At 60.9% G+C, this 23,273-nt stretch carries 20 protein-coding genes and 3 pseudogenes; 10 read left to right on the top strand and 13 right to left on the bottom strand.

What is annotated here, in order from left to right:
• Positions 1–11: 11 nt before the first annotated feature.
• Entirely contained in the window at positions 12–824 is an 813-nt protein-coding gene (locus tag BSG08_RS11990) for a DODA-type extradiol aromatic ring-opening family dioxygenase (protein WP_008282860.1), read from the bottom strand.
• A gap of 128 nt (positions 825–952) precedes the next feature.
• On the opposite strand from BSG08_RS11990, the gene BSG08_RS11985 reads away from it, so the two are divergent.
• The 5 genes from BSG08_RS11985 (at position 953) to BSG08_RS11965 (ending at position 7,042) form a co-directional block, all read left to right on the top strand.
• Positions 953–1,303, top strand: a complete 351-nt coding sequence (locus BSG08_RS11985) for a winged helix-turn-helix transcriptional regulator (protein WP_037275416.1) — start codon at positions 953–955, stop codon at positions 1,301–1,303.
• Positions 1,304–1,496: 193 nt separating this feature from the next.
• Positions 1,497–2,093: a TetR/AcrR family transcriptional regulator gene (locus tag BSG08_RS11980; protein WP_227513888.1), complete on the top strand. Its 597-nt coding sequence runs from the start codon at positions 1,497–1,499 to the stop codon at positions 2,091–2,093.
• A 155-nt stretch (positions 2,094–2,248) separates the two neighbouring features.
• The gene (locus tag BSG08_RS11975) at positions 2,249–2,791 is read left to right on the top strand and encodes a TetR/AcrR family transcriptional regulator (RefSeq protein WP_064790333.1); all 543 of its coding nucleotides are present in this window, start codon (positions 2,249–2,251) and stop codon (positions 2,789–2,791) included.
• Positions 2,778–3,926 (top strand): efflux RND transporter periplasmic adaptor subunit, encoded by a 1,149-nt coding sequence (locus BSG08_RS11970; RefSeq protein ID WP_197482603.1) that lies wholly within the window; start codon positions 2,778–2,780, stop codon positions 3,924–3,926. The genes BSG08_RS11975 and BSG08_RS11970 overlap by 14 nt, the downstream gene beginning before the upstream one ends.
• 32 nt (positions 3,927–3,958) lie before the next feature.
• Positions 3,959–7,042 (top strand): efflux RND transporter permease subunit, encoded by a 3,084-nt coding sequence (locus BSG08_RS11965; protein WP_093037087.1) that lies wholly within the window; start codon positions 3,959–3,961, stop codon positions 7,040–7,042.
• Between the two features lie 427 nt (positions 7,043–7,469).
• Here BSG08_RS11965 and BSG08_RS11960 read toward each other — a convergent pair whose 3' ends face one another.
• Together BSG08_RS11960 and BSG08_RS11955 are read right to left on the bottom strand one after the other, a co-directional pair.
• Positions 7,470–8,492 carry an IS110 family RNA-guided transposase gene (locus BSG08_RS11960; protein ID WP_093037084.1) on the bottom strand — a complete coding sequence of 341 codons (1,023 nt, stop codon included), beginning with the start codon at positions 8,490–8,492 and terminating at the stop codon, positions 7,470–7,472.
• 297 nt (positions 8,493–8,789) lie between these two features.
• Positions 8,790–9,173 (bottom strand): annotated as a pseudogene (locus BSG08_RS11955) (IS110 family RNA-guided transposase); the annotation flags it as partial.
• On the opposite strand from BSG08_RS11955, the gene BSG08_RS19490 reads away from it, so the two are divergent.
• Complete coding sequence (locus BSG08_RS19490) at positions 9,115–9,405, top strand: hypothetical protein (RefSeq protein WP_175544774.1); 291 nt, start codon at positions 9,115–9,117, stop codon at positions 9,403–9,405. The pseudogene BSG08_RS11955 and the gene BSG08_RS19490 sit on opposite strands and share 59 nt — an antisense overlap.
• Here the strand turns inward: BSG08_RS19490 and BSG08_RS11950 are convergent.
• Together BSG08_RS11950 and BSG08_RS19485 are read right to left on the bottom strand one after the other, a co-directional pair.
• Positions 9,387–10,577 (bottom strand): IS701 family transposase, encoded by a 1,191-nt coding sequence (locus tag BSG08_RS11950; RefSeq protein WP_093037081.1) that lies wholly within the window; start codon positions 10,575–10,577, stop codon positions 9,387–9,389. The genes BSG08_RS19490 and BSG08_RS11950 overlap by 19 nt on opposite strands.
• A gap of 31 nt (positions 10,578–10,608) precedes the next feature.
• Positions 10,609–11,055, bottom strand: a complete 447-nt coding sequence (locus tag BSG08_RS19485) for a transposase family protein (protein ID WP_425439281.1) — start codon at positions 11,053–11,055, stop codon at positions 10,609–10,611.
• Positions 11,056–11,128: 73 nt separating this feature from the next.
• On the opposite strand from BSG08_RS19485, the pseudogene BSG08_RS11940 reads away from it, so the two are divergent.
• A pseudogene (locus tag BSG08_RS11940) lies at positions 11,129–11,362 on the top strand (DDE-type integrase/transposase/recombinase); the annotation flags it as partial.
• 100 nt (positions 11,363–11,462) lie between these two features.
• Here the strand turns inward: BSG08_RS11940 and BSG08_RS11935 are convergent.
• The gene (locus BSG08_RS11935) at positions 11,463–14,414 is read right to left on the bottom strand and encodes a Tn3 family transposase (RefSeq protein WP_093037078.1); all 2,952 of its coding nucleotides are present in this window, start codon (positions 14,412–14,414) and stop codon (positions 11,463–11,465) included.
• Between the two features lie 140 nt (positions 14,415–14,554).
• Here BSG08_RS11935 and BSG08_RS11930 point away from each other — a divergent pair, with 140 nt between their 5' ends.
• Positions 14,555–15,121 (top strand): recombinase family protein, encoded by a 567-nt coding sequence (locus BSG08_RS11930; protein WP_028094410.1) that lies wholly within the window; start codon positions 14,555–14,557, stop codon positions 15,119–15,121.
• A 24-nt stretch (positions 15,122–15,145) separates the two neighbouring features.
• On the opposite strand, the gene BSG08_RS11925 is transcribed toward BSG08_RS11930, so the two are convergent.
• The gene (locus BSG08_RS11925; RefSeq protein ID WP_093037076.1) at positions 15,146–15,769 is read right to left on the bottom strand and encodes a DUF3991 domain-containing protein; all 624 of its coding nucleotides are present in this window, start codon (positions 15,767–15,769) and stop codon (positions 15,146–15,148) included.
• A 283-nt stretch (positions 15,770–16,052) separates the two neighbouring features.
• On the bottom strand, positions 16,053–16,238 hold the full coding sequence (locus tag BSG08_RS11920; RefSeq protein ID WP_093037073.1) for a hypothetical protein: 186 nt from the start codon (positions 16,236–16,238) through the stop codon (positions 16,053–16,055).
• A gap of 751 nt (positions 16,239–16,989) precedes the next feature.
• Between BSG08_RS11920 and BSG08_RS11910 the strand changes: the two genes are divergently transcribed.
• On the top strand, positions 16,990–17,565 hold the full coding sequence (locus tag BSG08_RS11910; RefSeq protein WP_093037070.1) for an SOS response-associated peptidase family protein: 576 nt from the start codon (positions 16,990–16,992) through the stop codon (positions 17,563–17,565).
• Between the two features lie 71 nt (positions 17,566–17,636).
• On the opposite strand, the gene panC is transcribed toward BSG08_RS11910, so the two are convergent.
• The 4 genes and pseudogenes from panC to BSG08_RS11890 all read right to left on the bottom strand — a co-directional run bounded on the left by panC (position 17,637) and on the right by BSG08_RS11890 (position 21,317).
• A complete protein-coding gene (gene panC / locus BSG08_RS11905) occupies positions 17,637–18,503 on the bottom strand; it encodes a pantoate--beta-alanine ligase (protein ID WP_093037067.1) in 867 nt (288 codons plus the stop codon).
• Positions 18,500–19,345, bottom strand: coding sequence for a 3-methyl-2-oxobutanoate hydroxymethyltransferase (gene panB, locus BSG08_RS11900; RefSeq protein WP_093037064.1), 846 nt, complete (start codon positions 19,343–19,345; stop codon positions 18,500–18,502). Before panB ends, panC begins: the two co-directional genes overlap by 4 nt.
• A 448-nt stretch (positions 19,346–19,793) precedes the next feature.
• A pseudogene (locus tag BSG08_RS11895) lies at positions 19,794–20,152 on the bottom strand (acyl-CoA thioesterase); the annotation flags it as partial.
• A gap of 4 nt (positions 20,153–20,156) precedes the next feature.
• Positions 20,157–21,317 carry an iron-containing alcohol dehydrogenase gene (locus BSG08_RS11890; protein WP_093037061.1) on the bottom strand — a complete coding sequence of 387 codons (1,161 nt, stop codon included), beginning with the start codon at positions 21,315–21,317 and terminating at the stop codon, positions 20,157–20,159.
• A 59-nt stretch (positions 21,318–21,376) separates the two neighbouring features.
• Here BSG08_RS11890 and BSG08_RS11885 point away from each other — a divergent pair, with 59 nt between their 5' ends.
• Positions 21,377–21,577: an NrtR DNA-binding winged helix domain-containing protein gene (locus tag BSG08_RS11885; RefSeq protein ID WP_093037058.1), complete on the top strand. Its 201-nt coding sequence runs from the start codon at positions 21,377–21,379 to the stop codon at positions 21,575–21,577.
• 257 nt (positions 21,578–21,834) lie between these two features.
• Here BSG08_RS11885 and BSG08_RS11880 read toward each other — a convergent pair whose 3' ends face one another.
• Positions 21,835–23,271: an aldehyde dehydrogenase family protein gene (locus BSG08_RS11880; RefSeq protein ID WP_093037055.1), complete on the bottom strand. Its 1,437-nt coding sequence runs from the start codon at positions 23,269–23,271 to the stop codon at positions 21,835–21,837.
• Between the last annotated feature and the right edge of the window lie 2 nt (positions 23,272–23,273).

The following is a 23,273-nucleotide window of genomic DNA, read 5'->3' as shown; positions in this document are numbered from 1 at the left end:
GCGTTTTCTGTTCAACCGAAGCGGAAGGCGCTTTCGACAGCGCCAAGAACGTGATCCTCCAGCGTCTTGCGACCGATATCGTTGCCCGCCGCGCCCACCACGATATGCAGTGGGATCAGATGCTCTTCGCGCGGATGGGCATCGCGACCGCCCGGTGCGTCTGACCAGTGCACGAGCCTGCGGTTGCGTTCCTCGGGATCGGGACAGGTCATCACCTCGGTCAGCCAGGCGTCGAACGCGCCGCCAACGACGGGGCCGCGCGGCCCGCCACGCAGGCTTTGCATCAGCACGCCCATGTTGTGATAGGTGTTGCCGCTGCCGAGGATCAGCACGCCATCATCGCGCAGGGGGGCCAGGGCCTGACCGAGCGCAATGTGGCGCGCGGGGTCCAGATCGCTGGCAACCGACAGCTGGACGCAGGGAATGTCAGCCTCTGGAAAGGCGACCTTGAGTGGCACAAAGACGCCGTGGTCAAAACCCCGTGCGGCATCCTTCGCGGCGGCAAGACCGGCGGCGCGGATCAGGTCATGCACGCGATCGGCCAGCGCCGGATCGCCGGGGGCGGGCCAGGTCAACTCGTAGGTATGCGGCGGAAAACCGCCATAGTCGAACAGAAGCGGCGGGGTGGGACTTGTCTGCACGGTAAACGCGGGTTCCTCCCAGTGACCCGAGATCACCAGAAGCGCCCTGGGGCGCTCAGGCAGTGTGCCCGGAAGATTCTCCAGAAACTGCCGGTGTCGGTCCCATTCATCGGGCGGAGTCCAGTCCATGAAGAAGCAGGGGCCGCCCCCGTGGGGAATGAAGAGCGTGGGCTGGCGGGCCATGTCCGATTGTCCCTCCCGGTTGCCAAGGTAACCCTCGAGTGCCTGTATCAGGAGGTGTAATAGTTGAGTTATGGAAAAAATTAAAGTAGGGACGATAAAGTAACCATCTGGGAAGGAAGCGCACAGCGATGTCCAAAACGCCGCCACAGTGCCCGATGGATGCGATCCTGCGGCTGCTCATGGGGCCGTGGACCACCTACATCATCTGGGTCCTGAACGATCAGGGGCCGCAAAGGTTCGGGGTGCTGAAGCGCTCTGTGCCGGGGATATCGACCCGAATGCTGACCGAGCGTCTGCGGATGCTGCAAGGTGCCGGGGTCATCTGGCGCGAACAGGCCGAGACGATCCCGCCTGCGGTCACCTATGGCTTGACGCCACGCGGGAACGACCTGCGAAGCGTTCTGGACGCACTGGGAACTATCGCGGAACGCTGGAAAGCTGAGGGGGTGTTTCAGGACGATGACTTGGGCGCTGTTTGACTGCGCCAGCCCGAAAAACGCGTGCGTTTACCAGCTTTGGGCGGTGCCGATTCATGACGGTTGTGTTTGTGAGCTACGCAGCGCCGCTCGGCTTTTGCGAATGACAGTTGATGGACCTGTTGGACGCCTTTGAGCGCGGCCAGTCATGTTGCACTGTGCGTTCGTTATCACGTTTTGGAACCAGGTGATCGCCATGAGAGAAAGTAAAGTTGCCGATGTGCTTAGAGGGGCGAGGGAGGTCTTCTTGAAGTGCGGCTTCGAAGGCGCCAGTGTCGATGCCATTGCCGAACAAGCCAAGGTTTCGAAGGCGACCCTTTATGCGCATTTCCCAAGCAAAGACAGGCTTTTCTTAAGCGTTTTACAAGCTGAATGCGACAAACTTTCAGAAGAAATCTGTCGTCCGCTTTCAAGCTTGGGCGATGCACGAGGTGCCCTTGAAGAACTCTCGCGGCGCATGATCGGGCTGGTCATGGATGAGGGTTACATTCGTCTCCTTCGCGTTTGCATCGGCGCGGTTCCGGTTCTGCCGGAGGCAGGCGAAATATACATGGATGCAGGCCCGACGCGCGCCATCACACACGTCGCGCAAATACTCAAAGACTTGCACGAAACGAAATCACTGAACGTTGAAAACGTTCAAAACGCCGCCAGTCAGTTCATTCACCTGTCCATCTCCGGCGTCATCATGCCGCGATTGCTGGCCGTCGACCAGCCCGTCGATGCATCTGAGCATTCAAAGAGGGCGGTTGACGCTTTTCTGGGGGTATATGGCCGACGCAATGACTTATAGCGTGGGAGGCCCAACAGCTTGCCTTCTGGTGCTTCGACAGGTGCCATGCCGCGCCTCAAGGTGACGGATCCGGTTGAACACTTGACCCGGATGGTGCCGGACACTAGCTACCCACGCAGATGCACCGACCGGACGGTACAGTTTTGAGTGAACACATGACCCCAGCAGAAACCAGAAGCGCGTCTCGCAGGATACTGTCTGCTGCGCGCGTGATCGCCGCGCGTGCAGGTGCGGGAAAGATAACGATCGACGCGGTTGCAAAGGAGGCGGGCCTCAGCAAGGGGGGCGTGCTTTACAATTACCCGACAAAGAAGGCCCTGCTCTCGGGGCTGCTCGATGCGATGTTGGCCGAACACCGGGAGCTGCTGGAGAGCGTGCCGGAGCGGCACCCCGCGCGAACCCTGCGTGGTCATCTCGAAACGGTTCTGCAATCGCAAGAGGTGGATGATGACCTGTCGATGGCGATCCTCGCGACAGCGGCGTCAGATCCGCAACTGCTCGATCCGCTGCGGGGAGAATTGAGCGACGACATCGGGCGTATCCTGTCCGACACACAAGACCCGCAGGGTGCCATGGTGGTTTTTTGGGCGATTCAGGGGGTGCGCTTCCAGAAACTTCTCAAGCTGCCAGACGGCGGGGCGGATCTCCGTGGTCGCGTCATCGAAAGATTAAGGACCCTGATCGATGAACTCGAATAGAATGAAGCAGAGCTGGAAACGGATCGCATCGGTTACCGTGATCGCGGCTGCGGCGCTGCTGGTTTTGTCGGTGTTTCCGGCGCTCCGGACCGATGTCCGGGCCCAGACAACGACTGACGCGACAAAGCCTGCGGCCGAAACCAGCGAGGGGGCTGAACACGACCGGAAGGTCACAGTAGAAGTGACCCGAGCAACAAGTCGCACCGTCACGCGTGGCCGCACCGTTGCCGGGCGGGTCGCGCCAGCCCGCACCGTAGACATCGCTTTCCAGGTTTCTGGACAGGTCCTGCGCCTCGAGGTGGATCCGGGCGACAAGATCAGCGAAGGCGATCTGATCGCGGAACTCGATCCGGTCGATTTCGAACTTGCGGTGGATCGGGCGCGGGCCGCCTTTGACCTGGCGAAATCCGAGCTCGAGCGCGCGAAAAGCCTTGCCGAACGGGGGGTTGCGGCCGAAGCGCGCTTCGAAACGGCCAGCGCCGAATACGCGCAGGCCGAAGTTGCGCTGCGCGAGGCCGAGCGGCGCCTCTCACAGACGCAGATCATCGCGCCTTTCGATGCAATCGTGGCGCGCACCTTCATCGAGGAATATGTCAACGTCACCTCCGCGGCGCCGGTTGCGCGTCTTCAGGATGTCAGCGAGATGCGGATCATGATCTCTCTGCCGGAAGAATTGGCGGCGGTCGCACGCAGCGCACCCGACGCCTTCGATCTCGTGGCAAGTTTTCCAGCCGTGCCCGGCTACACGGCTCCGCTCATGCTTCGGTCTTTTGCAACCGATGCCGACCGCACGGCGCAGACCTACGATGTGGAATTTGCCATCCGGGGTGATGTCGACTCGCGTCTTCTGCCGGGGATGACGGCCAGGGTGCGTCTTTCAAATGCGGCGGCCGAAGCCAGTGCACAATCCGCCATGGTCCCCGTGTCGGCGATCGATACCTCTAGCCGAACCGAGCCTTCGGTCTGGATTTACGACGAAGAGTCGGGGCAGGTCACGCGCCGGACCGTGCGTCTGGGCCTTCCCGTCGATAACGAGATCGTGGTTCTGGAAGGTCTCCAAGGCGATGAACTGGTCGTCTCCGGCGGGTGGTGGCGGCTTCGCGACAATCAGACCGTGACGGTTGCGGGGCTCTGATCCCGCCCCCTTGACAGGACACGAACAGATCCATGGCATTCAGCATTTCCGGCGCAAGCATCCAGAGGCCCGTGGCGGTCTGGCTCCTCATCCTTTTTTGCCTTCTTGGCGGGTATTGGGGGCTGAACACCGTGGGCCGCCTTGAAGACCCGAGTTTCACGCTCAAGACCGCGCTAGTCTTCGTGCCGTATCCCGGCGCGACAGCAGTCGAGGTCGAGGAAGAGGTCTCTGACGTCATCGAAAACGCGCTGCAGCAGATGAAGCAGCTTGACCGGGTCGAATCCAAGTCGATGCCGGGCATGGCGCAAATCACCGTGGAGATCGAGGGCACATATGGCCCGGATGAGATTCCGCAGGTCTGGGACGAGATGCGCCTGCGCATCCGCGACGTGGAGGGTGACCTTCCGAAAGGCGCACGCGCGCCCATCGTCAACGATGATTTCGGCGATGTTTACGGCATGTTCTACGCGGTGAAAACCGAAGGTCTGACCCCGCGCGAAGAGCGGGATCTGGCTACGCGATTGCGGCTGGGGCTGGTGACCGTCGACGGTGTCGCCAAGGTCGAGGTTCAGGGCCTCACCGAAGAGGTGATCACGATCTCGATTCCATCCGCGCGCCTGACAGAGCTGGGCCTTCCGCCCAACCAGGTTCTGAGCGTGCTGAACGATGAGAACCTTGTCTTCGATAATGGCGAGATCACCGAGGGGCCGGCCCGGATAGGACTGTCCGTGCCGCCAGGTTACGTGACCCCCGAAGGGATCGAGGAGTTGCGGCTTGGCGCGGCCGGAGAGGTTGGGCAGGTCGCGATCCATAATATTGCCCGCGTCGCCCGCGACGAGGCGGAACAGCCCAGTCAGATCATCCGGCAGAACGGCACCGCGGCCTTCACCCTCGGGGTGTCGGCGCTGACGAACCGAAACGTGGTCGAAGTTGGCGCGGCAGTCTCGGCCCGGCTTGAGACGTTGAAGGCTGAGTTGCCGGAAGGTGTCGAAGTCACGCCGATCTACGAACAGCACGTCGTCGTTGATCAGGCCGTCTCCAGCTTTCTTCTGAGCCTTGCGATGTCGGTCGCCATCGTTGTCGGGGCGCTGATGCTGACAATGGGCTGGCGCGCGGGCCTCGTGGTGGGCGCGACGCTCGGGCTTACGGTTTTCGTGACACTGTTCTTCATGTCGGTCTTCGGGATCGCAATGGAACGGATCAGCCTTGGTGCCCTGATCATCGCGATGGGGATGCTGGTGGACAACGCCATCGTGATCACCGAGGGGATGGTGATCGGCATGGCGCGCGGCAAAAGCGCCGAAGACGCCGCCGCCGAAACCGAAACCTCGACCTCGATTCCGCTTCTTGGTGCGACCGTGATCGGGATCATGGCCTTTTCCGGGATTGGTCTGTCGCCGGATGCCACCGGCGAGTTTCTGTTCTCGCTCTTCGCGGTGATCACCATCTCGCTGCTGATGAGCTGGATTCTGGCCGTTACGGTCACGCCCTATCTCGGCAAGCTGCTGCTCAAGGCCCCCAAAAACACCTCGGACGATCCTTACAAGGGCGCGTTCTACGGGATCTATCGCGGGTTGCTCTGGATCGTGCTGCGCGCGCGTGTGCTGGTTGTGCTTATAATCGTGGGAATCACGGTTGTGTCGGTGATGGCCTTCGGACAGGTCAAGCAGGCGTTCTTTCCCGCGTCGAATACCCCGCTTTTCTATGTCGAATTCCAGATGCCGCAAGGGACCGACATCAACGTCACCGACCGTGAAATGAAACGGCTCGAGCAGTTGATCCTGTCTGAGGACAAGGTTACCGACGTGACGACCCTGGTGGGGCGTGGCGCAAGCCGCTTCATGCTGACCTACAGCCCGGAGCAGGCGGATGCCAGCTATGGCCAGCTGATCGTCCGGGTGGCCGACGCCGAGGCGATCCCGGCCATGGCAAGCCGGTTGAACCGCGATCTGCCCGCCGCATTTCCCAACGCGCTTGTCCGGGTCGAAGAACTCGTCTTCGGCCCGCCCTCCGGTGCCGATGTGGCAGTCCGCTTCTCCGGTCCCGATCCGGTCATTCTGCGCCAACTCGCCGATGATGCAACACGGATATACGAGGCCGCAGACACAATCACCAATTCACGCACCAATTGGCGGCAGCGCGAGATCCTGATCGAGCCGATCATTGACGAGTCGCGCATGCGGCTGGCCGGGACCACGCGCGGCGCGATCGCCGATACCATCCGCTATGGAACCTCGGGCTTGCGAGTCGGTGAATTGCGCGAAGGCGACGAGGTCATTCCAATCCACCTGCGGCTGGCCGCCAACGAACGCGACGGGGTTGACCGCGTTCGTGACCTGTCGGCCTGGTCCGATGGGGCTGGCGCCTACGTTCCCATGGCCAACCTTGTGGAACGGTTCGAGCCGCGCCTCGTCGAGGCGCTGATTCACCGGCGCAACCGCGAACGTACCATCACTGCCCTTGGCGGCGCACGGGCGGATCTCACCGCCGATGAGGCCTTCAAAAGCGTGCGGGCCGAGATCGAGGCCCTCCCGCTTCCCGATGGCTACAGCATGGAGTGGGGCGGCCAGTATGAAAGTTCAACCGACGCCCAGACCAGCCTTGGCAAACAGCTTCCCCTCGGCTTCCTTGTCATGCTGACAATCTCCATCCTGATGTTCAACAAGGTGCGCCAGCCGCTCATCCTTTGGCTTGTCGTGCCGATGTCCGTGACGGGCATGGTGCTCGGGTTGCTCTTCACCGGCCTGCCTTTCACCTTCACGGCTCTGCTCGGCTTCCTGTCGCTTTCGGGAATGCTGATGAAGAACGCGATCGTTCTGGTCGAAGAGATCGACGTTCAGCGCGCAGAGGGTGTGGCGGATTACAAGGCAGTGATTGACGGTTCGGTCAGCCGTCTACGCCCTGTGGTGCTCGCCGCCGGCACGACGATCTTCGGCATGATACCGCTGCTGCCGGATGCGTTTTTCGCGTCTATGGCGGTGACGATCATGGGTGGCCTCGCGTTTGCCTCGGTGCTGACCCTTGTCGCCGTGCCGGTGCTTTACGCACTTCTTTTCCGCATCCGTCCACCAAAAGAAGAAAGCACCGACTCGAAAACCGGAACAGCCTCTGGTTGAAGTGGTTCATGCTTCAAGTAGGTAGGATCACCCCTTGAACAAAATGCCCTTGTAGAGTAGCGCCAGCTTCTAAATCGTTGCGAAGGCAGGCGATATTTTCTTTAGACCATCAACATTTCTTGCTTGCGCGAAGGTCATGTGTGGATGTATATGGACCCCGCCTAATTGCAACGGTCTGTTTGGCTCTGGATCGAAAGTCGCGATTGCTGATGTATATCCGGCTTCTTAGGGCGGCCTGATAGATCATCGCCGCGAGCCCCGATGGATTTCCGCTTGCTTCTCCCTCATCGCCCCTAAGGCATTGGTGCTGACCTTGCCGATCCACACATCAGGTTCAAGAAGCAACGGGCGTGACCCTTCTCCATCTCCTGGCAGATGTTGCAATATTCCTTTCAGTCCTCCTTGACTTGGTCGCTCGTAGTCTGGCTCAGACGGTGTGTCCCCGCCTGTATTCCTGATCGTTTGACAGAAGCGACCAAACGATCCGTGCGTTCTTGTTTGCCAAGGCGACCGCGACGACATTCGGATGACGCCTTTCCCGCATCCGGTTGATCCACTGGCTTCGCGTGTCGGTTTTTCCGGCCGAGCGGCCCAGTACCGCGCGCGCACCGTGGATCAACATCGTCCGCAAGTACCTGTCGCCCCGTTTGCTTATGCCGAACAGCCGCGCTTTTCCGCCGCTTGAATGCTGCTTTGGCACCAGGCCCAACCAAGCAGCAAACTGGCGGCCATTTCTGAAGCAGGATTTATCGCCGACCGCGGCGACGAGCGCCGTTGCGGTAATCGGACCAATCCCCTCGATTTGGCTGATACGCTGACACATTTCATTGGAGCGGTAGAGGCTTTTAATCCGCTGATTGTAGCCCGCGAGGCGCGCATCCAGTTCGGCCAGCTCCTCCCGGATGTCGCGCAGCATCTCGACAAAGAGCCCACCAAAGCCTCCCGACTGACCGTCCGCAATTTCACTAAGGGTGCGCCGAATGCGGTTGATATCTCGCGGCACCACGACACCGTGCTCCCCAAGCAAACCTCGGACCTGGTTCACAAGCCGGGTACGATTTGCAACCACACGTTGGCGGATACGGTGGACCGCTTGGATTTCCAGCTGCTCCGGCGACTTCGGCGGTACAAACCGCATCGACGGCCTGCCAACCGCCTCGCAAATAGCTTCAGCGTCATTGCGGTCATTCTTGTTCGACTTGACATACGGCTTCACGAACTGAGGCGAGATCAACCGGACCTCGTGCCCCAGATCAGTCAGAACACGCGCCCAATAGTGCGATCCGCAACAAGCCTCCATCCCGACAACGCAAGGCTCAAGCTCAGCGAAGAACTGCGCAACGGCTTCGCGTCTCAGAGTCTTTCGAAGCACAACATTTTCGTCGTTGTCGACGGCGTGAACTTCAAAAACGTACTTGGCCAGATCAAGGCCGATCCTTTTGATTTCCATGGCATGCACCCTCCTGTTTGCCTTTCCAAGATACACCGCCCGAGGTCGGCGGGGTCCATACCATTGCTCCTGCATAGCAAGACATTTTTGATCTGATTTGTGCATTTGTCAGAAGCAGTCATGTGTCCGGCCTGTTTGTGCGGTTTTGACCGCTGGCCCTGATGGGTTCCGCAAACCAAGTCCCTTACAGCTTAGCGGGCTATGTCGCCCGGGACCTTCGGCGGGGTGTCTTGGTTTTGGCGGCAGACTTATGCACCATCATCTCGCGGGTCTTGCTAACTCGTTGTGCTTCCTCCTTTAGGCCGTGTGCGGCGTATATGGTTCGTTGCGGGTCAGAACGGCCCAGACGATCCGAGCGGTCTTGTTGGCCATGGCGACAGTCGCCAAGCGCGCAGGTTTCCTCTCCAGCAGCGATATCAGCCACTTACTTGCGCGTTCTGGGTACGACTTGGTCTGTCGGACGAGCGATGTCATGCCAACAACGAGTAATGATCGTAAGTATTGATCACCCATTTTTGTAATGCGACCAAGCTTCTCTTTGCCGCCGCTGGATTTGTTCGCAGGCGTCAGGCCGAGCCATGCTGCAAACTCGCGGCCATTGCTGAACTGATGACCATCCCCAATGCTGGCGATGATTGCCGAGGCAGTCACAGCGCCGACGCCCGGTATGGTGCGCAACAAGCGGACCCGCGCATCTTCCTTGGCGACCAGCTTAAGACTACAGTTGCGGATGGAGGCGACGTTTCCGATGAGCGATGGCGGCGGCGGTTTGGTGTTCGCGGCGCCATCGCGACCAATCCCAGATGAAGGCGACGGTCAGTATTGGCCGCAGCAAGAGGCGAGCGATCAGGTGACGGATTTCCGCTGTGGTCAGGGTATTTCGAAGCCTGAAGATCACGCTGCTTCCGGCTGACCCCGCGGACTCGTTTTGTTCGGTTTGCTGAATGCCGTGCGACGCTGATCAGCGCTGAGGTGTGAGAGAAACGCGGCAGCGGCCATCACCAGACGCATGTGTCGATGCCATCCGTGCCAGGAGCGGGCCTCGCAATGATCAAGACCGAGATCATCCTTGGCGCGCAGGAAGCATTCCTCGATGGTCCAGCGCAATCCGGCGGCAGCCGCCAGTTCCGGTAGCGTCGCATCCGAGCGGGCATAAGCGAAGTAATACGCGATGGCCTGCGGGTCACGCAGGCTGCGACGGGCAAGCAGCCAACGGGAAAACCCTGTCCCGGCCGTATGGTTGATTGGCACCCGAACCCAGTCATAGAGCCTGTGTCCCTTGGCACCTTCGCCCGCGCTGAGCGCCTGCCAATCCTCGGGTGGCAGCTCTGCGATCATTGTGGCGGGGTCGGTCTGAACGAGGTGCCACTCCTCGAGAAACCGCAAGCTGTGGGTCGAACGCACGGCCAGAACATAAGGCTGCTCACGTGTCTCCAGCATCCGGCGAAACCGGGAATCGGACCCGTAGACCGCATCGGCCAGCACGAAGGCACAGGGCGTGCCCTCGTCCAGCAGGTTTGCTATCATCTCGCTTGCCATGGCGGGTTTGGTGGCGAAGGCCACGTCTTCCGGCACATGCGCCTTGGCGCGGCGGTCGGGGTCATTTGCCCAGGCTTTGGGAAGATAAAGCCGCCGATCAATCAACGCATGGCCCCAGCGGCTGGCATAGCTCGCGAACACGCCGATCTGGCAGTTCTCGATCCGCCCCGCCGTGCCGGAATACTGCCGAGCGACGCCGACGGAATGTGTACCCTTTTTCAGAAACCCGGTCTCATCCACGACCAGCACGCCGTCCGGGTCGCCAAGCGCCTCAATCGCATAGCTCCGAACCCGCTCGCAGAGCGTATCTGCCGACCAGGATGACCTGCCCAGCAAAGACTGGATCCGATAGGGTCGCGCCAACCCAGCCTCTTCCGCAAGCATCCAGCCCGTCTTGCGCTCCACACCGGACAAAAGGCCGTCAATGAACACCCCAGCGGAGCCAATTTGCTCGGAACGTTTGAACACAGGGGCGATGAATTCTTTCAAGCCAGCAAGCGCATGCGACCAATCCGAAACGCAGCCCGCCCAATCCGAAACAGTCATGACACATCCTCCCATCTTTGGGAAAGATGAATCAGAAATCTACAACAAGCGCAACTGTAGTACTAAGCACCGTGTCATCGCTGACCCCAAGGCCCAAACGGTGCAAGAGCCGCTCGGCAGGCCGCCCGCCGGTCGCATGCCCAAGATGACTGACAATCTCCCCGACACGCGAGGTGCGCCGCGCAAACGGACGCGCAACCGAGGCGATCTGGTCCGAGAACGTCCGGCGCGGACAAGCGGGCGCCAAACATCGCCAGCGGCAAACCCAGAGAGCCACCGTAACCCCGTCTCCATGGGCGGGATAATCCTGCAGCCGCCGACGCCGCCAGCCGTGACGACGTCGCGAATGCAATCCACAGTCTGGGCAGATGCCATTTGGTGCCAGATTGCCGGATACAATCCACCCCCCGGAATCACTTCGCTCAACACTTTGAACCAAAACTTCGCTCCCGGGCGACCAGTGCTTCTTCGAACTCACGCCTATCCCTCCTGAATCATCCCGTTTCAGGATAGTGGCGCCACACAGATTGAGGCAGAACCAGGTTCGGTGCAAATGGACTTATCTGTACCGCGCAGTTGATCGCAACGGGCAACCCCTTGATTTTATGCTGTCAGAACGCCGAAATACTTCTGCTGCACGGCGGTTCTTTAAGTGTGCAGTTGGTACAAATGGCATCCCCGATCGCATTGCCATCGACAAAAGCGGTGCCAATTCGGCTGGCCAGCAAAGTCTCAATGTTATCCTCAGATTCACGGGAACTGGCCGGATCATCGGGATCGTTCAATCAGTTTCAAATCGGGCTCTAAGCTCGACTTTGTGCATTAGGCCCCATCGGAAGGTTTCTTCGTAGAACCACGCTAAGGAAGAACTTTCAGCGAACACAATCAGGTTCCCCAGTCTCTGGCTGGCCTGATGTTCAGTGGTCGCGCAATTTTGCGGTCTGCGGCTCCAGAATGCCAATCGAAGTCGCCGGATAGAATGACGTGCTCCCACCCGAGGGGCGATGTGTGAGGAAGCAGCTTGACGTCGTAGATCTGGGTGGTCTGCGCGAGGTGGCTGGCGGCCTTGTCCATGTAGATCGTATTCCAGAACGTGATGGCGGCGATGACGAGGTTGAGCGCCATGGCCCGCTTCTGTTGGGCGGCATCAGAGCGATCATGAATGCGCCCTTGTGAGTGGGCAAAGACGGCCCGAGCCAGCGAGTGTCGCGCTTCACCCTTGTTGAGGCCTGCGTGGCATTCCATGCGCAGGTCGGCGTTTTCGATCCAGTCGAGCATGAAGAGCGTGCGCTCGATCCGGCCGATTTCACCCAAGGCAAGGTAGAGCCGGTTTTGCTGGCGGTACGCTCCAAGCTTGCGCAGGATTTCAGACGGTTTGAGAGACTTGTCGCGGATGCTGGCGGCGAGACGCATGATGTCACCCCAATGCTGCCGGATCACTTCTTCGTTGATGGGCTTCCCGATGAGGGATGACAGGGTGGGCCACGCCTTCGCGCTTCCGAAGCATGCCAGCCGCCGGTCGGGAAAGTCGCGCAAGCGCGGGGCGAATGTCATCCCCAAGAGATGGAACAGGGCGAAGACGTGGTCCGATACGCCACCGGTATCTGTGTAATGCACAAGAGGGTCGAAGCTGGCCGGATTGCTCAGGAGGCCATCAAGCACGAAGGGGGCTTCGCCTGCGGTCGCCCCGATGACACTGGAATGGAACGATCCGTACTGACCCGACAAGAAGGAGTAGATCTTCAGGCCGGGATCGGGTCCGTATTTGGCGTTGATGAGCCCACTGCCACGATTGGCAGCGAAGAACTGCCCATCCGATGAGCTGTGCTCCACCGCGCCCCAGTGCTGCGCAAAGGGCAGGCCATGATGGGCGTCGACGATACGGCCCAAGGCATCCGCGAATGTCTCCGGCCGAAGGTACCATGTCTGCGCCCAGGTCAGCTGCGCATGGCTGACGCGCGATGAGGCATGCGCCATCCGCTCGAGACCAAGATTGGTGGCCCCGGCCAGGATCGTGGCCAGAACGGCGGCGGGTTCATCGTGCTGCTTGCCAGACCGCAGGTCGGTGAAGGCATCAAGGAACCCGGTCTGCGCATTCACCTCCCAGAGCAACTCCGTGATGCGGATGCGCGGCATCACGGCATCGATCGCCCGTTCCAAACGCATCGCTGCGGGCGGTGTGACCGCGTCATGCGGCGTAATCTTCAACCGCCCGTGTTCAATGCGGACACCAGGGAGCGCATTGCGCTTCAGGGCGCGGTCAACTTGCTCAAGGCGTTTCGCCAGCGTAGCCCGCCGGTCAGACAACCATGCGTCTGGATCGGTTTCGAATCCCGCGTCCCGCATGATGATTTCGGCTTTGTCCCGGGGCTTCAGGTAGCTGTCGAACCGGCGATAATCACGACTGCCGTCAACCCAGACATCCCCGGCGCGCAGGCGCTCTCGCAAGGTTGACACAACCGCAGTCTCGTACACGCGCCGTTGTGGCTGACCATCCTGAATGATCAGCGATGGCCAATGCTTGGCCGCGAACGGCATGGGAGGATCGTCGGGCAACTTGCGTTTGCCTGTGCGGTTTTGGTCGCGCAGCAAGGCAATTGCCTCCTTGAGGTCATCCCCCGCATCGGTGGCATTGAACTCGAACGCTTCAAGGAAGGCCGGGGCAAACTTGCGCATATAGGCATAGCGCTCAGCCGCCAGAGCGAGCGGATCACTGGTTGCCAGCTCTCCAAAGCCAGCGATTTCGTCACGCTTGCCCAAGAGCGTTTCCCACCCGACATCCGCATCCAACGCAGCAAAGGGATCTTGCCCCAAATCTTGTGCGCGGGCCATGGCATCAATGGACGCGCCGAAGAGCTGCATCAGCTTGCCAACCTTGGTCTTGCCCATACGCCAGACCTCCTCCTGGCGATTGCGGGATCTTGAGAAGAGCTGGCCGGTCAGTCGCTCGAACATGGCGATCGTCGCATCGGTGAGCGTGATGGATAAATCCGCCATCTGCGCCGCGACCGTAGCGATCCGCCGCCGTTCACCAAAATCGTTCAGCAAGCTCACAGGCGCCACAGCGCCCTCGCGCGCGAACTTGAGCAGCCGGTCAGGGTGGAGGCCGTGCCCAAGGTTTGGCGGCATGTTCAGCGATCGCAGATATTTCAGGCGATCCAGAAGCGCGGTCATGCTGGCCGGGCTGGCGGAATGCGGATAGCCACGCAGCCACGTGAGCCGCGTTTGCCCAACAGATGGATCGTTGACCAAGAGCGCCTGCAACTGGACACGTTGACCCGGAGAGAGAGCATCAAACAGCGCTGCGGCAGCCTCGCGCCGGGCGCGTGCCCGCCCTTTCAGGGCAAGACGCTCAAGCGTGTCCACGCTCGGTAACACCAGATGCTGCTTGCGCAGCTCCGCAACCAGCGTCTCAACAATCTTCACGCCGTGATCCGTCGCGAAGGCCGCCATCGTGGCGATATCCTCCGCTTGCTGCACATGTTCAGGTCCGAAAGGGGAAAGCCCCAAGTGGCGCATCGCGAGGGCATGATGTTCGTGCCGCGTATTCCGCCTGATGGCATAATCGTCGAGAGTACAGGCCTCCACCTGAAGCTGTTCAGCAAGCCAAGCGATCAGTTCCGCTGGCGGCATGATGCCGTCGCTCCACCCGAAGCCCGGGTAGCGCAGCAGACAAATATGCACCGCGACACCAAGGAGGTTTTCGGCGCGACGTCGGGTACGGATCAGGTCAATGTCGTCCCGGCTCAGCAGATAATGGCGGATCAAAGCATCAGGATCCGTCAGCACCTCGAAGAGGTCTGCATGCGCGCGGGAAAAAAGTAGTCGGCGGGCCATAAAGTGTCCTCAAAACGTAGTTGCAAGTTTGAAGACCTCGAATATTATAGAGACCAATAAAAAGACAGATTTGCTGCGCCAATTCAGGATCACAGCGATCACGTGAAGTCAGGCTACAAAACGGTCGTTTGGGAGACACCATGCCACGCACCGGCGACATCCTCGGATACGCAAGGGTCTCAACCGCCGACCAAGACCTGTCCGGCCAAAAAGACCGACTGCTGCAACACGGTGCCATTCGCGTGTTCGAAGACGTGATCTCCGGCAAGACGTTCAACCGGCCCGGTCTGGCGGCCTTGCTTGATCAGGCCAGGCCCAACGATACTCTCGCTGTCATCCGCCTAGATCGCTTGGGCCGCTCGCTCAAAGAGCTTCTGGAATCCGTCGATGACCTCAAGGCCAGAGAGATCAATCTGATCAGCCTTGAGGAGCGGATCGACACGACATCCGCCGCTGGCGAACTCGTATTCCACGTCTTCGGGGCCATTGCGCATTTCGAGCGCCGCCTGATCTCAGAGCGCACCAAAGACGGCCTGATCAACGCTCGAAAGCATGGCCGCACCCCGGGGCGGCCGCCATTGCAGCCCGAGACAATCTCAGCCCTTCAAGATCTCGTCAGCGCCGGAAAATCCGTCGCCCAGGCCGCAAAACACCTCGGCATAGGCAGATCAACAGCTTACAAGGTGATCAGAAACACCACGCCATAAGCCATGTTTATGCTTCGTTCTTCCTTAGCGTGGTTCTACGAAGAAACCTTCCGATGGGGCCTCGTTGCCGAGACGGAACAGTTGCTTGCTGCCGCCGGTGGAGAAGCCGCGCCACTGGGGGCCGCGTTCTTCCCAACCGATCAGTTGCCTGGTTTGGTCGACATGCGCCGTCCAGATGCTGCCGCTCGGCCCCTCGCGCAGCAGGCCTTGTGCGATAGCGGCCTGCAGAATGGATACTGGGATCGCACGCTCATCTGCCAGATATCGCCAGGCGCGAGACCCGATGGTTGGAGGTCGTCGGCGCCGCCATCGGTCGGTGATCGAAAGTGGAATGCCTGTGCGCTTCGGGCAATTCCAGGACGGCGTGGCCGGAACATAGCCGACGAGACTGCGAACCGCCTCGACGGCCGCCGGAAAGGCGATACCGGCCAGGTGACCGGCGAGGGTGAAGACGTCGCCCTTGGCATCCGAGAGTGGATCGAACCAGCCCCTGCCATTGTGGATGACGATGATGATCTCGCCTGCCCCGCGCCGGTACTTCACGGCGCGTGTGGTGCTCTCCTTGACGTCCACCGTCCAGCCCTCGCGCTCGAGCACGGCGGCGCAGGGCACCTTGTCTCGCAATGTCTCGATTTCATGCTGCTCCATGGGTCAATCCCGCCGGCGCCGCGGGGCGTCCGGCCCTTTCCTTGTCCAGATCTGTTTGTCTACCTTTCCGGCAGGCCTCGAGGTCGGCCGCGAAGCCGGAAGGCCGCAGGGGCGCACCGGCTTGCCGGGGCGGCGCAGCCTCCCTTGCGGGCTTCCCGGCGCAAGCGGCAAAACCTCGTCCCAATAAGGGCTCGTGGCGTCCCGCCACCAGCAGGGAAAGGACGATGCGACGCGCAACCCGGCCTTCAGACGGCCGGGCGCTTGGCGCGCGAGGAAGGCCGGCTCAATGAGCCGGCCGACCGCCCTGGTAGGGATCGTATTCGAAGAGCGGCTCGATTTCGGCGTCGTCGAGTTCGTCGGCGGGCATGACGCCGTATTCGTCGTCGACCTTGAAGAGAATAACCGGCACCATCAGGGTGCGGGCGAGGTTCCAGGCATGGTTCTGTGCGAGTGAAAGATCGTGCGACATTGAAGGGCTCCGTCCATGGGCGGGGCCGATCCCCGCTCTGGTGCCCGTCGGGTCCGGGGCCCGGCCGCAATCACCGCGCAGGCGAAGCCGCAGCGGCCGCACGCTCGCGTAGCGGACCCCTTGTGGGTTGATTGGAGGAGGACGGACCTGGACCAGGAAGCCAGCACAGCAAGCGGGGGCGGACCTGCGCGTGGATGGATCCGCACCCAGTCGCATCCTTCCCGGTAGCAGAGAGCCATTGCAGAGACCGGGCTTGACGTGCCCTCAGTATTGTCGCGGCGACCCGCCTCTTCGTGTCATGGCTCAGGATCCGAATGAACTCGATGACGAAGTTCGTGATCGACAATCGACCGGACGACGTCGATATCCATCTCGGCCGACGGTTCTATCCGCGCCACCTCGGCAGCTACCTTTGCCCAGTGGAGGAACTGGCCGTCTTCGATCGCGCGGGATGTTGCGGCAAGCCGTTGTGCCTCATAATAGGCAGTCGGGCCGTGGAGACGGACGAGGCGCCTGGCGTCTTCCCGCCATCGGCGACGGATCGCACGCCGCCTCTCTACCCACGCCAAAATCGCCCTCAGCATCTCAGAAGCACTCCCCCCAACTGCACGAATGCCCCTGCCCGCGTCAGGGATGGACGCCCGGAGGGTGAAGACCCGCACCGCGGGGCTTCAGCTTCGCCGACAGTCCGGTTCCGGAGGAAGACGCCCCACCCCTCGAAAGATTTTGAAGTTCACGCTATCCTTACCGGATGTGCAATGCCTATGAGCAACACGTTCGCTGGGTTGAATACTGCCAGATGATGCAGGCGTTGGAGCTGGAGATACCAACGCAACAGACAGAACTCGATCTGCCCCAGGCGGACGATATCAGGATCAACGATATGGGACCGGTCATGCGTGCGGCCGGCGACATGATCGAACTCGTCCAGATGAACTTCAGCTTCCCGCCATCGGGGCCCAGGGGTGGGCCGGTCTTCAATTTTAGATCGGAAGGGCGAGACTTCGCCGACAGCAAGCGCTGCCTGATCCCGGCATCGGGATTCTACGAATTCACCGGCAAGAAGTACCCCAAAACCAAACATCGCTTCAGCCTGATCGGAGCCCCCTTCATGGCCATCGCCGGGCTATGGCGTGAGGCCCAGGGCAATCACCCAGCCTCCTTCACGATGCTGACGACGAGTCCAGGGCCGGACGTCGCGCCCTACCATGATCGTCAGGTGGTCGTGCTCCAGCCAGATAACTGGGCGGACTGGCTCCGTTTAACCAAGCCGCAGGGCGAACTGCTCAAGCCCACCGGCCGAGGCCTTCCCTGCAATTGCAGTTAATTTGAGAATCCCGCAGCCCATATTCTCATGATTAAATGGTCAACCCGAACCAAACCGGCGCATTCTTTCGGTTAACTGCTAAGCGACAGCAGGGGAACAACTTCGACATTGTCGATCAGTCGTGTGTTGCCGAGCCAGGCGGCCACCAGCAGACGCGCGGGACAGTAAAGTGCGTTCAAAGGCCGAAGATCGGCGTCTGCTCGCAATTCCAGATATTCCACCTCCCGGTAGCCTGCCGAAAGGATGGCAGCGCGCGCCTCAGCCAGTGTCAGGCTGACCGGCGCTCCGTTGGCGATCTGTCCGGCTGCTGTGTGCAGAATCGACGCGAGCTTCGGTGCAGCCAGTCGCTCCGCCAGTGAGAGCCGGACGTTGCGCGAAGAGAGCGCCAGCCCGTCTTCTTCGCGGACTGTCGGACAGCCGATGACGGTGATCGGAATGTCCAGATCCCGCGCCATGCGGCGAACCACATGAAGCTGCTGGAAATCCTTCTCGCCGAAAAACGCGAGATCGGCTCCGGTCTGCAGGAACAGTTTGGCGACGACGGTGGCGACGCCATCGAAATGACCCGGCCGAAACGCGCCGCACAGGCCCTCGCTGACGCCGCCGACCGAAACCGCGGTGGCAAAACCCTCCGGATAGATTTCAGCAGCGTCCGGCGCGTAAAGCAGATGCGCACCCAGTGGCGCCAGCTTTGCAGCGTCCTCCACCTCGGTACGCGGATAGGCGGCAAGATCGGCTGCGCTGTTGAACTGCTTTGGATTGACGAACAGCGTCACGATCACCCGGTCGGCCTTTTCGAGCGCGGCACGCACCAGGCTGAGATGCCCTTCATGCAAGGCACCCATAGTGGGCACCACAGCAATGCTGGCTGCTTCGCGACGCCATCCCGCAACGATCGTGCGAAGATCCGCCACGGCCCTGACAATCGGAACATTCATGCCGCTTCTCCACCCTTGATCGTTTTGGGCTGATCGCGAAAGACATGCTCTGCACCTGGAAAGCGCCGCTCGCGCACTTCGTTTGCGTAGGCTGCGATCGCGGCTTGTGCCCGCTCCCCGAGTTCAGCGTAGCGCTTGACGAATTTCGGCCGGAAGTCCGTGAACATGCCAAGCATGTCGTCGACCACCAGGATTTGGCCGTCACAGGCTGACGAGGCGCCGATACCGATGGTGGGGATGGCAATGTCGGCGGTAATCCTGCGAGCGAGCGCTTCCGGCACCTTCTCCAGCACAACGGCAAACGCGCCGGCTTTTGAAACCGCGTCGGCATCGCGCAAGATGCGTTCCGCATCGTTGCCACGCCCCTGCACCTTGTAGCCGCCAAAAGTATTGACTGCCTGTGGTGTCAGGCCGACATGCGCCATCACCGGAATGCCGCGCGCGACCAGGAACTGGATCGTCTCCGCCATACTCTCGCCGCCCTCGAGCTTGACGGCGGCGCAGCCGGTCTCGGCCATCAGCCGGGCGGCATTGCGAAAGGCCTGTTCGGGCCCTTCCTCATAGGACCCGAACGGCATGTCCACAACCATCAGTGCCCGCTCGATGCCACGGCGCACCGCTTGTGCGTGCATGATCATCATGTCGAGCGTGACGCCCAGCGTGGACGGCAAGCCGTGCAGCACCATGCCAACGCTGTCACCGACAAGCACGATATCGCAGGTGGTATCGACAAGCCTCGCCATCGGTGTCGTGTAGGCAGTGAGACAAACCAGCGGCGTCCCACCCTTGTGTGACACGATATCGGGGGGCGTCAGGGCCTTCACTTCACCTGTCGCGCTCATGGCATTCCTTCCCTTACGTTAACCGCCTGAGGGCGTTTGGCACAATTTTGTGCAGATGCGAAGAACAAAAACTTCATGTCGCCGGAGACGTTGACGGCTGGTCGGGGGCAGTCCACGTTCGTCGGAAGTTGAACCAATCAGCCTCGACGGAGGCTTCGGACACAAGCCGTACGCAATGGAAGATACTCCCTCCAAAAACACTGAGGAGAACCAGAAAACGGGACCAGGGCCACGAAGTGAACGTGGATCTGATTGCGGTGCTTGTTCTGACCCCTACAACAGCGCCATTCCGGGTAAACTGGAGCGTGGGGTAGCTTCTGCGATTGCTGGGCCCGGGGACGGCAAGCAGACTGATTGCTGACAAGCTGACGGCGTCTTGGAGATGTCTCCCTGGTGCCGGTATTCTGACCGCACAGTGAGGAGCGTTGCCGACCTCCTTCCCTAGCTAGACGTGGACGAAGAAGCCTTCAGCGCGGCGATCTCTTCTTCATTCCGAAACAGGGCAACCTCATAGCGAACGGAGGACGTTCCGAGCCTGGCGACGCGGATACCGGCCGTTACCTTATCGGGGAAAGCAAGTTCAGAAAAATAGCGGCACCCGGTTTCGACGACGAGCCCAATCTGGTCGCCGCCATGGATGTCCAGCAGGCCCTCGCCGATCAGCCAGCCATTCACCGCAGTGTCGAACAGCGAATAATGCACCGCATTTGTTCATGTCACCATAGATGTCGTTATCCATCCAGCCGTGGTGATTGTGCGAAACGCGTTGTAGGCATTGCGCGACGTGGGTGAAGACCGCTCGCTCATCGTCTCACCATGCCGCGCGATAGATGGCGAGCGCATCCGGCTCCGAGACATTGCGCGGATTGTTGACCAACAACCGCTGCTGCTTCATCGCATCCGCCGCCATCTTTTTCAGATGCTCTTCGCCGATGCCGACATCCCGCAGGCGCGGCTGCAGGCCAAGTCTTTTCGATAGCGAGGCCAGTTCCTCAATGAACGCCGCGCAGCGCCCCTGCACACCTTCCTCTTGTGCGAGACGTGGGAAAGCGTCCGTGGCGATCTCGGCGTAGAGATGGGCGGCGTCGGGCGCGTTGAAGCACAGGACATGCGGCAGGACAAGTGCGTTCGAGAGGCCGTGCGGGACATGGAACGTCCCCCCGATCGGATAGGCAAGCGCGTGGACGGCGGCCACCGGCGAATTGGCGAAGGCTTGACCGGCGAGCATGGAGCCGAGCAACATCGCCCCCCTCGCCTCGACATCCTTACCGTCAAGCACCGCTTTTTCGATGCTGGCGCCGATGAGTTGCAGGGCCTGTCTGGCCAGCATCTTCGACAGCGGATTGTTGTTGGCGTTCTTCGAGGCATAGGCTTCGATTGCGTGCACCATCGCGTCGACGCCGGTGGCTGCGGTGATTGCCGGCGGCAGGCCCAGCGTTAGTTCCGGATCGAGCACCGCAATGTCCGGCAGGATGATAGCGCTGGACACGCCGCGCTTCTCCTCGTCACCGACGGTAATGATTGAAACCGGGGTGACTTCCGAGCCTGTTCCTGCCGTGGTGGGCGCCAGCACCAGAGGCAGGCGCGGTCCCTTCGCCTGCGCCACGCCCCAGGCGCCGTCGATGTCTTCGCCGGAGCCGAGAAGAAGTGCGGCCACTTTCGCCACGTCGAGCGACGAGCCGCCGCCGAAGCCTGCGACGCCGGTCGCGCCGGCTGAACGACCATTTTCCACCGCCTTCATCACGGTCGCCAGCGAAGGATCGGCTTCAACGGAATCGAAAATCGCAACCGACGCTCCGACGCTTTCCAGTGAGGCGATGGCTGCGTCGCACAGGCCGAGTTTGCGCAGGCCGGGATCGGTCACGAACAGCACCGTCGGGCCCAGCCGTTTGCCTGCGATCGCGCCGAAGCGCTTGGCCGAACCGGCTTCGAAGACGATCGAGGGGGTCGTATTGAAGGTGAAGGCTTGCATCGGGCGAATTCCTCTAGAGTCAGACGGCCGGAACGACTGGCTTTTCGACCAGATCACGCGTGTTCAAACTGATGCCGCCGCAGTTTACGCTGCTGCAGTTGCAGCAGCGCGCGGTGGAGGCGCATGCCGGCCGTCTGGTCCACAAGCAGAATTTTCGCCGGCTGATCGAACAGCAGGAACTGGTGGTTGATCCGCTATCACGGCTTCCTAGGAGGCCCGTGGGAACATCTCTTGCTCTAGTTCAGGCGCCGACCTCGTAGTATCGCAGAGTGCATTATTTGGCAGATCCCGAGCATGCTTCGACCTCACGAAGCGTTCCGGCTGCACGAGCTGCTTCTTCCCTGAGTAATTGGCGCCGCCAGTACCTGCCTGGCAATCGCGGCAGGTGTTATTCGACTCTCGCGCGGCCGAGCGAGGCAAGGTCGCCCCGGCGGGATCGTTCCAGCGGCCTGCGCCATGGGCGAAGCCGTCACGGCGCGGGCACCTCGGGGCTGGTAAGCGGACCGGCATTAGCCCGTCAGGCCAGCGTATAGGCCGTTTTGACGGTCGTGTAGAACTCGGCGGCGTAGCGGCCCTGTTCGCGAGGGCCGAAGCTCGATGCCTTGCGGCCGCCGAACGGCACATGGAAGTCGACGCCGCCAGTGGGCAGATTGACAAAAATCATGCCGGCGTCGGCATTGCGCTTATAGTGCGTCGCATGTTTCAGGCTGGCCGTGCAGATCCCCGAGGACAGGCCGAATGCCGTATCGTTCGCGGTCTCCAGCGCCTCTTCATAATTCTTGACACGAATTACCGCCGCGACGGGACCAAAAATCTCTTCGCGGCTGATGCGCATATTATTGGTTGCCTCGGTGAACAAGGCAGGCTGCAAGAAGAAGCCGGGCGTCTCACGGTTCAGCCTTTCGCCTCCACACACCAGCTTAGCGCCCTCCTCACGGCCAATGGCGATATACTTCTCGTCCTGACTGAGTTGGTTCTCGTCCACCACCGGACCGATCTGCGTTCCCGGCTTGAGCGCGTCGTCGACGACGAGGCTCCTAAGCTTTTCGGTAACTGCCGAGACAAAACGATCGTGGATGCCTTCGGTGACGATCAGCCGTGAGGAAGCCGTGCAGCGCTGGCCAGTTAAGAAGTATGCACCGTTGACGGCGCAGTCGACCGCCACGTTGAGGTCCGCATCATCGAGCACGACCAGCGGATTCTTACCGCCCATCTCGAGTTGGAACTTCCTGCCGTGTTCGACGCAGGAGGCCGCCACACGCCGGCCGGTCTCCACTGAGCCTGTGAAGCTTATCGCATCTACGTCGGGGCTATCGAGCATGGTCTGGCCGACGACCGAACCACGGCCCATTACGAGATTGAGTACGCCCTTTGGCAGCCCGGCGCGGTGGAGAATGTCAACCAGCTCCCAAGCGCAGCCAGGGGTGAGATCAGCCGGCTTGAATACCACAGTGTTGCCGTAGCAGAGCGCCGGCGCAATTTTCCACGCCGGAATGGCGATTGGGAAGTTCCACGGCGTGATGATAGCGATCACGCCGACCGGCTCACGCGTCACATCCACCACGACACCCCGACGCACAGAGGGCAACGTTTCGCCGGCCAGCCGTAGCGTTTCGCCCGCGAAGTAATCGAAAACCTGGGCCGCACGAATCGTTTCGCCGACTGCTTCGGCCAACGATTTGCCTTCCTCGCGCGACAAAAGTCGGCCGAGTTCGTCCTTGCGGGCGAGAATTTCGTCTGCCGCCTTGCGCAACACCGCGTGACGCTCCAAAGGGCTCGTGCGCGACCATGTCGGGAACGTACGTTTAGCGGCGGCGATCGCGGCTTGGGAGTCAGCTCGAGTAGCACGCGCATAGGTGCCGACGACTTCGTTGGTGTTGGAGGGGTTAATGTTCGGCGCGGCTTCGCCTTCGACCCAAGCTCCATCGATCAGGTTAGCATGCAAGGTTGTCATGG

It is taken from the genome of Roseovarius azorensis, assembly GCF_900109455.1.
GTDB classification, from domain to species: domain Bacteria; phylum Pseudomonadota; class Alphaproteobacteria; order Rhodobacterales; family Rhodobacteraceae; genus Roseovarius; species Roseovarius azorensis.
This window is presented reverse-complemented; position numbering and strand designations above follow the sequence as displayed.

Excerpts from the sequence above, each read along its gene's own strand:
- BSG08_RS11990 (WP_008282860.1), bottom strand. The coding sequence starts at position 824 with ATGGCCCGCCAGCCCACGCTCTTCATTCCCCACGGGGGCGGCCCCTGC.
- BSG08_RS11985 (WP_037275416.1), top strand. The coding sequence starts at position 953 with ATGTCCAAAACGCCGCCACAGTGCCCGATGGATGCGATCCTGCGGCTG.
- BSG08_RS11980 (WP_227513888.1), top strand. The coding sequence starts at position 1,497 with ATGAGAGAAAGTAAAGTTGCCGATGTGCTTAGAGGGGCGAGGGAGGTC.
- BSG08_RS11975 (WP_064790333.1), top strand. The coding sequence starts at position 2,249 with ATGACCCCAGCAGAAACCAGAAGCGCGTCTCGCAGGATACTGTCTGCT.
- BSG08_RS11970 (WP_197482603.1), top strand. The coding sequence starts at position 2,778 with ATGAACTCGAATAGAATGAAGCAGAGCTGGAAACGGATCGCATCGGTT.
- BSG08_RS11965 (WP_093037087.1), top strand. The coding sequence starts at position 3,959 with ATGGCATTCAGCATTTCCGGCGCAAGCATCCAGAGGCCCGTGGCGGTC.
- BSG08_RS11960 (WP_093037084.1), bottom strand. The coding sequence starts at position 8,492 with ATGGAAATCAAAAGGATCGGCCTTGATCTGGCCAAGTACGTTTTTGAA.
- BSG08_RS19490 (WP_175544774.1), top strand. The coding sequence starts at position 9,115 with ATGCTGGCGATGATTGCCGAGGCAGTCACAGCGCCGACGCCCGGTATG.
- BSG08_RS11950 (WP_093037081.1), bottom strand. The coding sequence starts at position 10,577 with ATGACTGTTTCGGATTGGGCGGGCTGCGTTTCGGATTGGTCGCATGCG.
- BSG08_RS11935 (WP_093037078.1), bottom strand. The coding sequence starts at position 14,414 with ATGGCCCGCCGACTACTTTTTTCCCGCGCGCATGCAGACCTCTTCGAG.
- BSG08_RS11930 (WP_028094410.1), top strand. The coding sequence starts at position 14,555 with ATGCCACGCACCGGCGACATCCTCGGATACGCAAGGGTCTCAACCGCC.
- BSG08_RS11925 (WP_093037076.1), bottom strand. The coding sequence starts at position 15,769 with ATGGAGCAGCATGAAATCGAGACATTGCGAGACAAGGTGCCCTGCGCC.
- BSG08_RS11920 (WP_093037073.1), bottom strand. The coding sequence starts at position 16,238 with ATGTCGCACGATCTTTCACTCGCACAGAACCATGCCTGGAACCTCGCC.
- BSG08_RS11910 (WP_093037070.1), top strand. The coding sequence starts at position 16,990 with ATGTGCAATGCCTATGAGCAACACGTTCGCTGGGTTGAATACTGCCAG.
- panC (WP_093037067.1), bottom strand. The coding sequence starts at position 18,503 with ATGAATGTTCCGATTGTCAGGGCCGTGGCGGATCTTCGCACGATCGTT.
- panB (WP_093037064.1), bottom strand. The coding sequence starts at position 19,345 with ATGAGCGCGACAGGTGAAGTGAAGGCCCTGACGCCCCCCGATATCGTG.
- BSG08_RS11890 (WP_093037061.1), bottom strand. The coding sequence starts at position 21,317 with ATGCAAGCCTTCACCTTCAATACGACCCCCTCGATCGTCTTCGAAGCC.
- BSG08_RS11880 (WP_093037055.1), bottom strand. The coding sequence starts at position 23,271 with ATGACAACCTTGCATGCTAACCTGATCGATGGAGCTTGGGTCGAAGGC.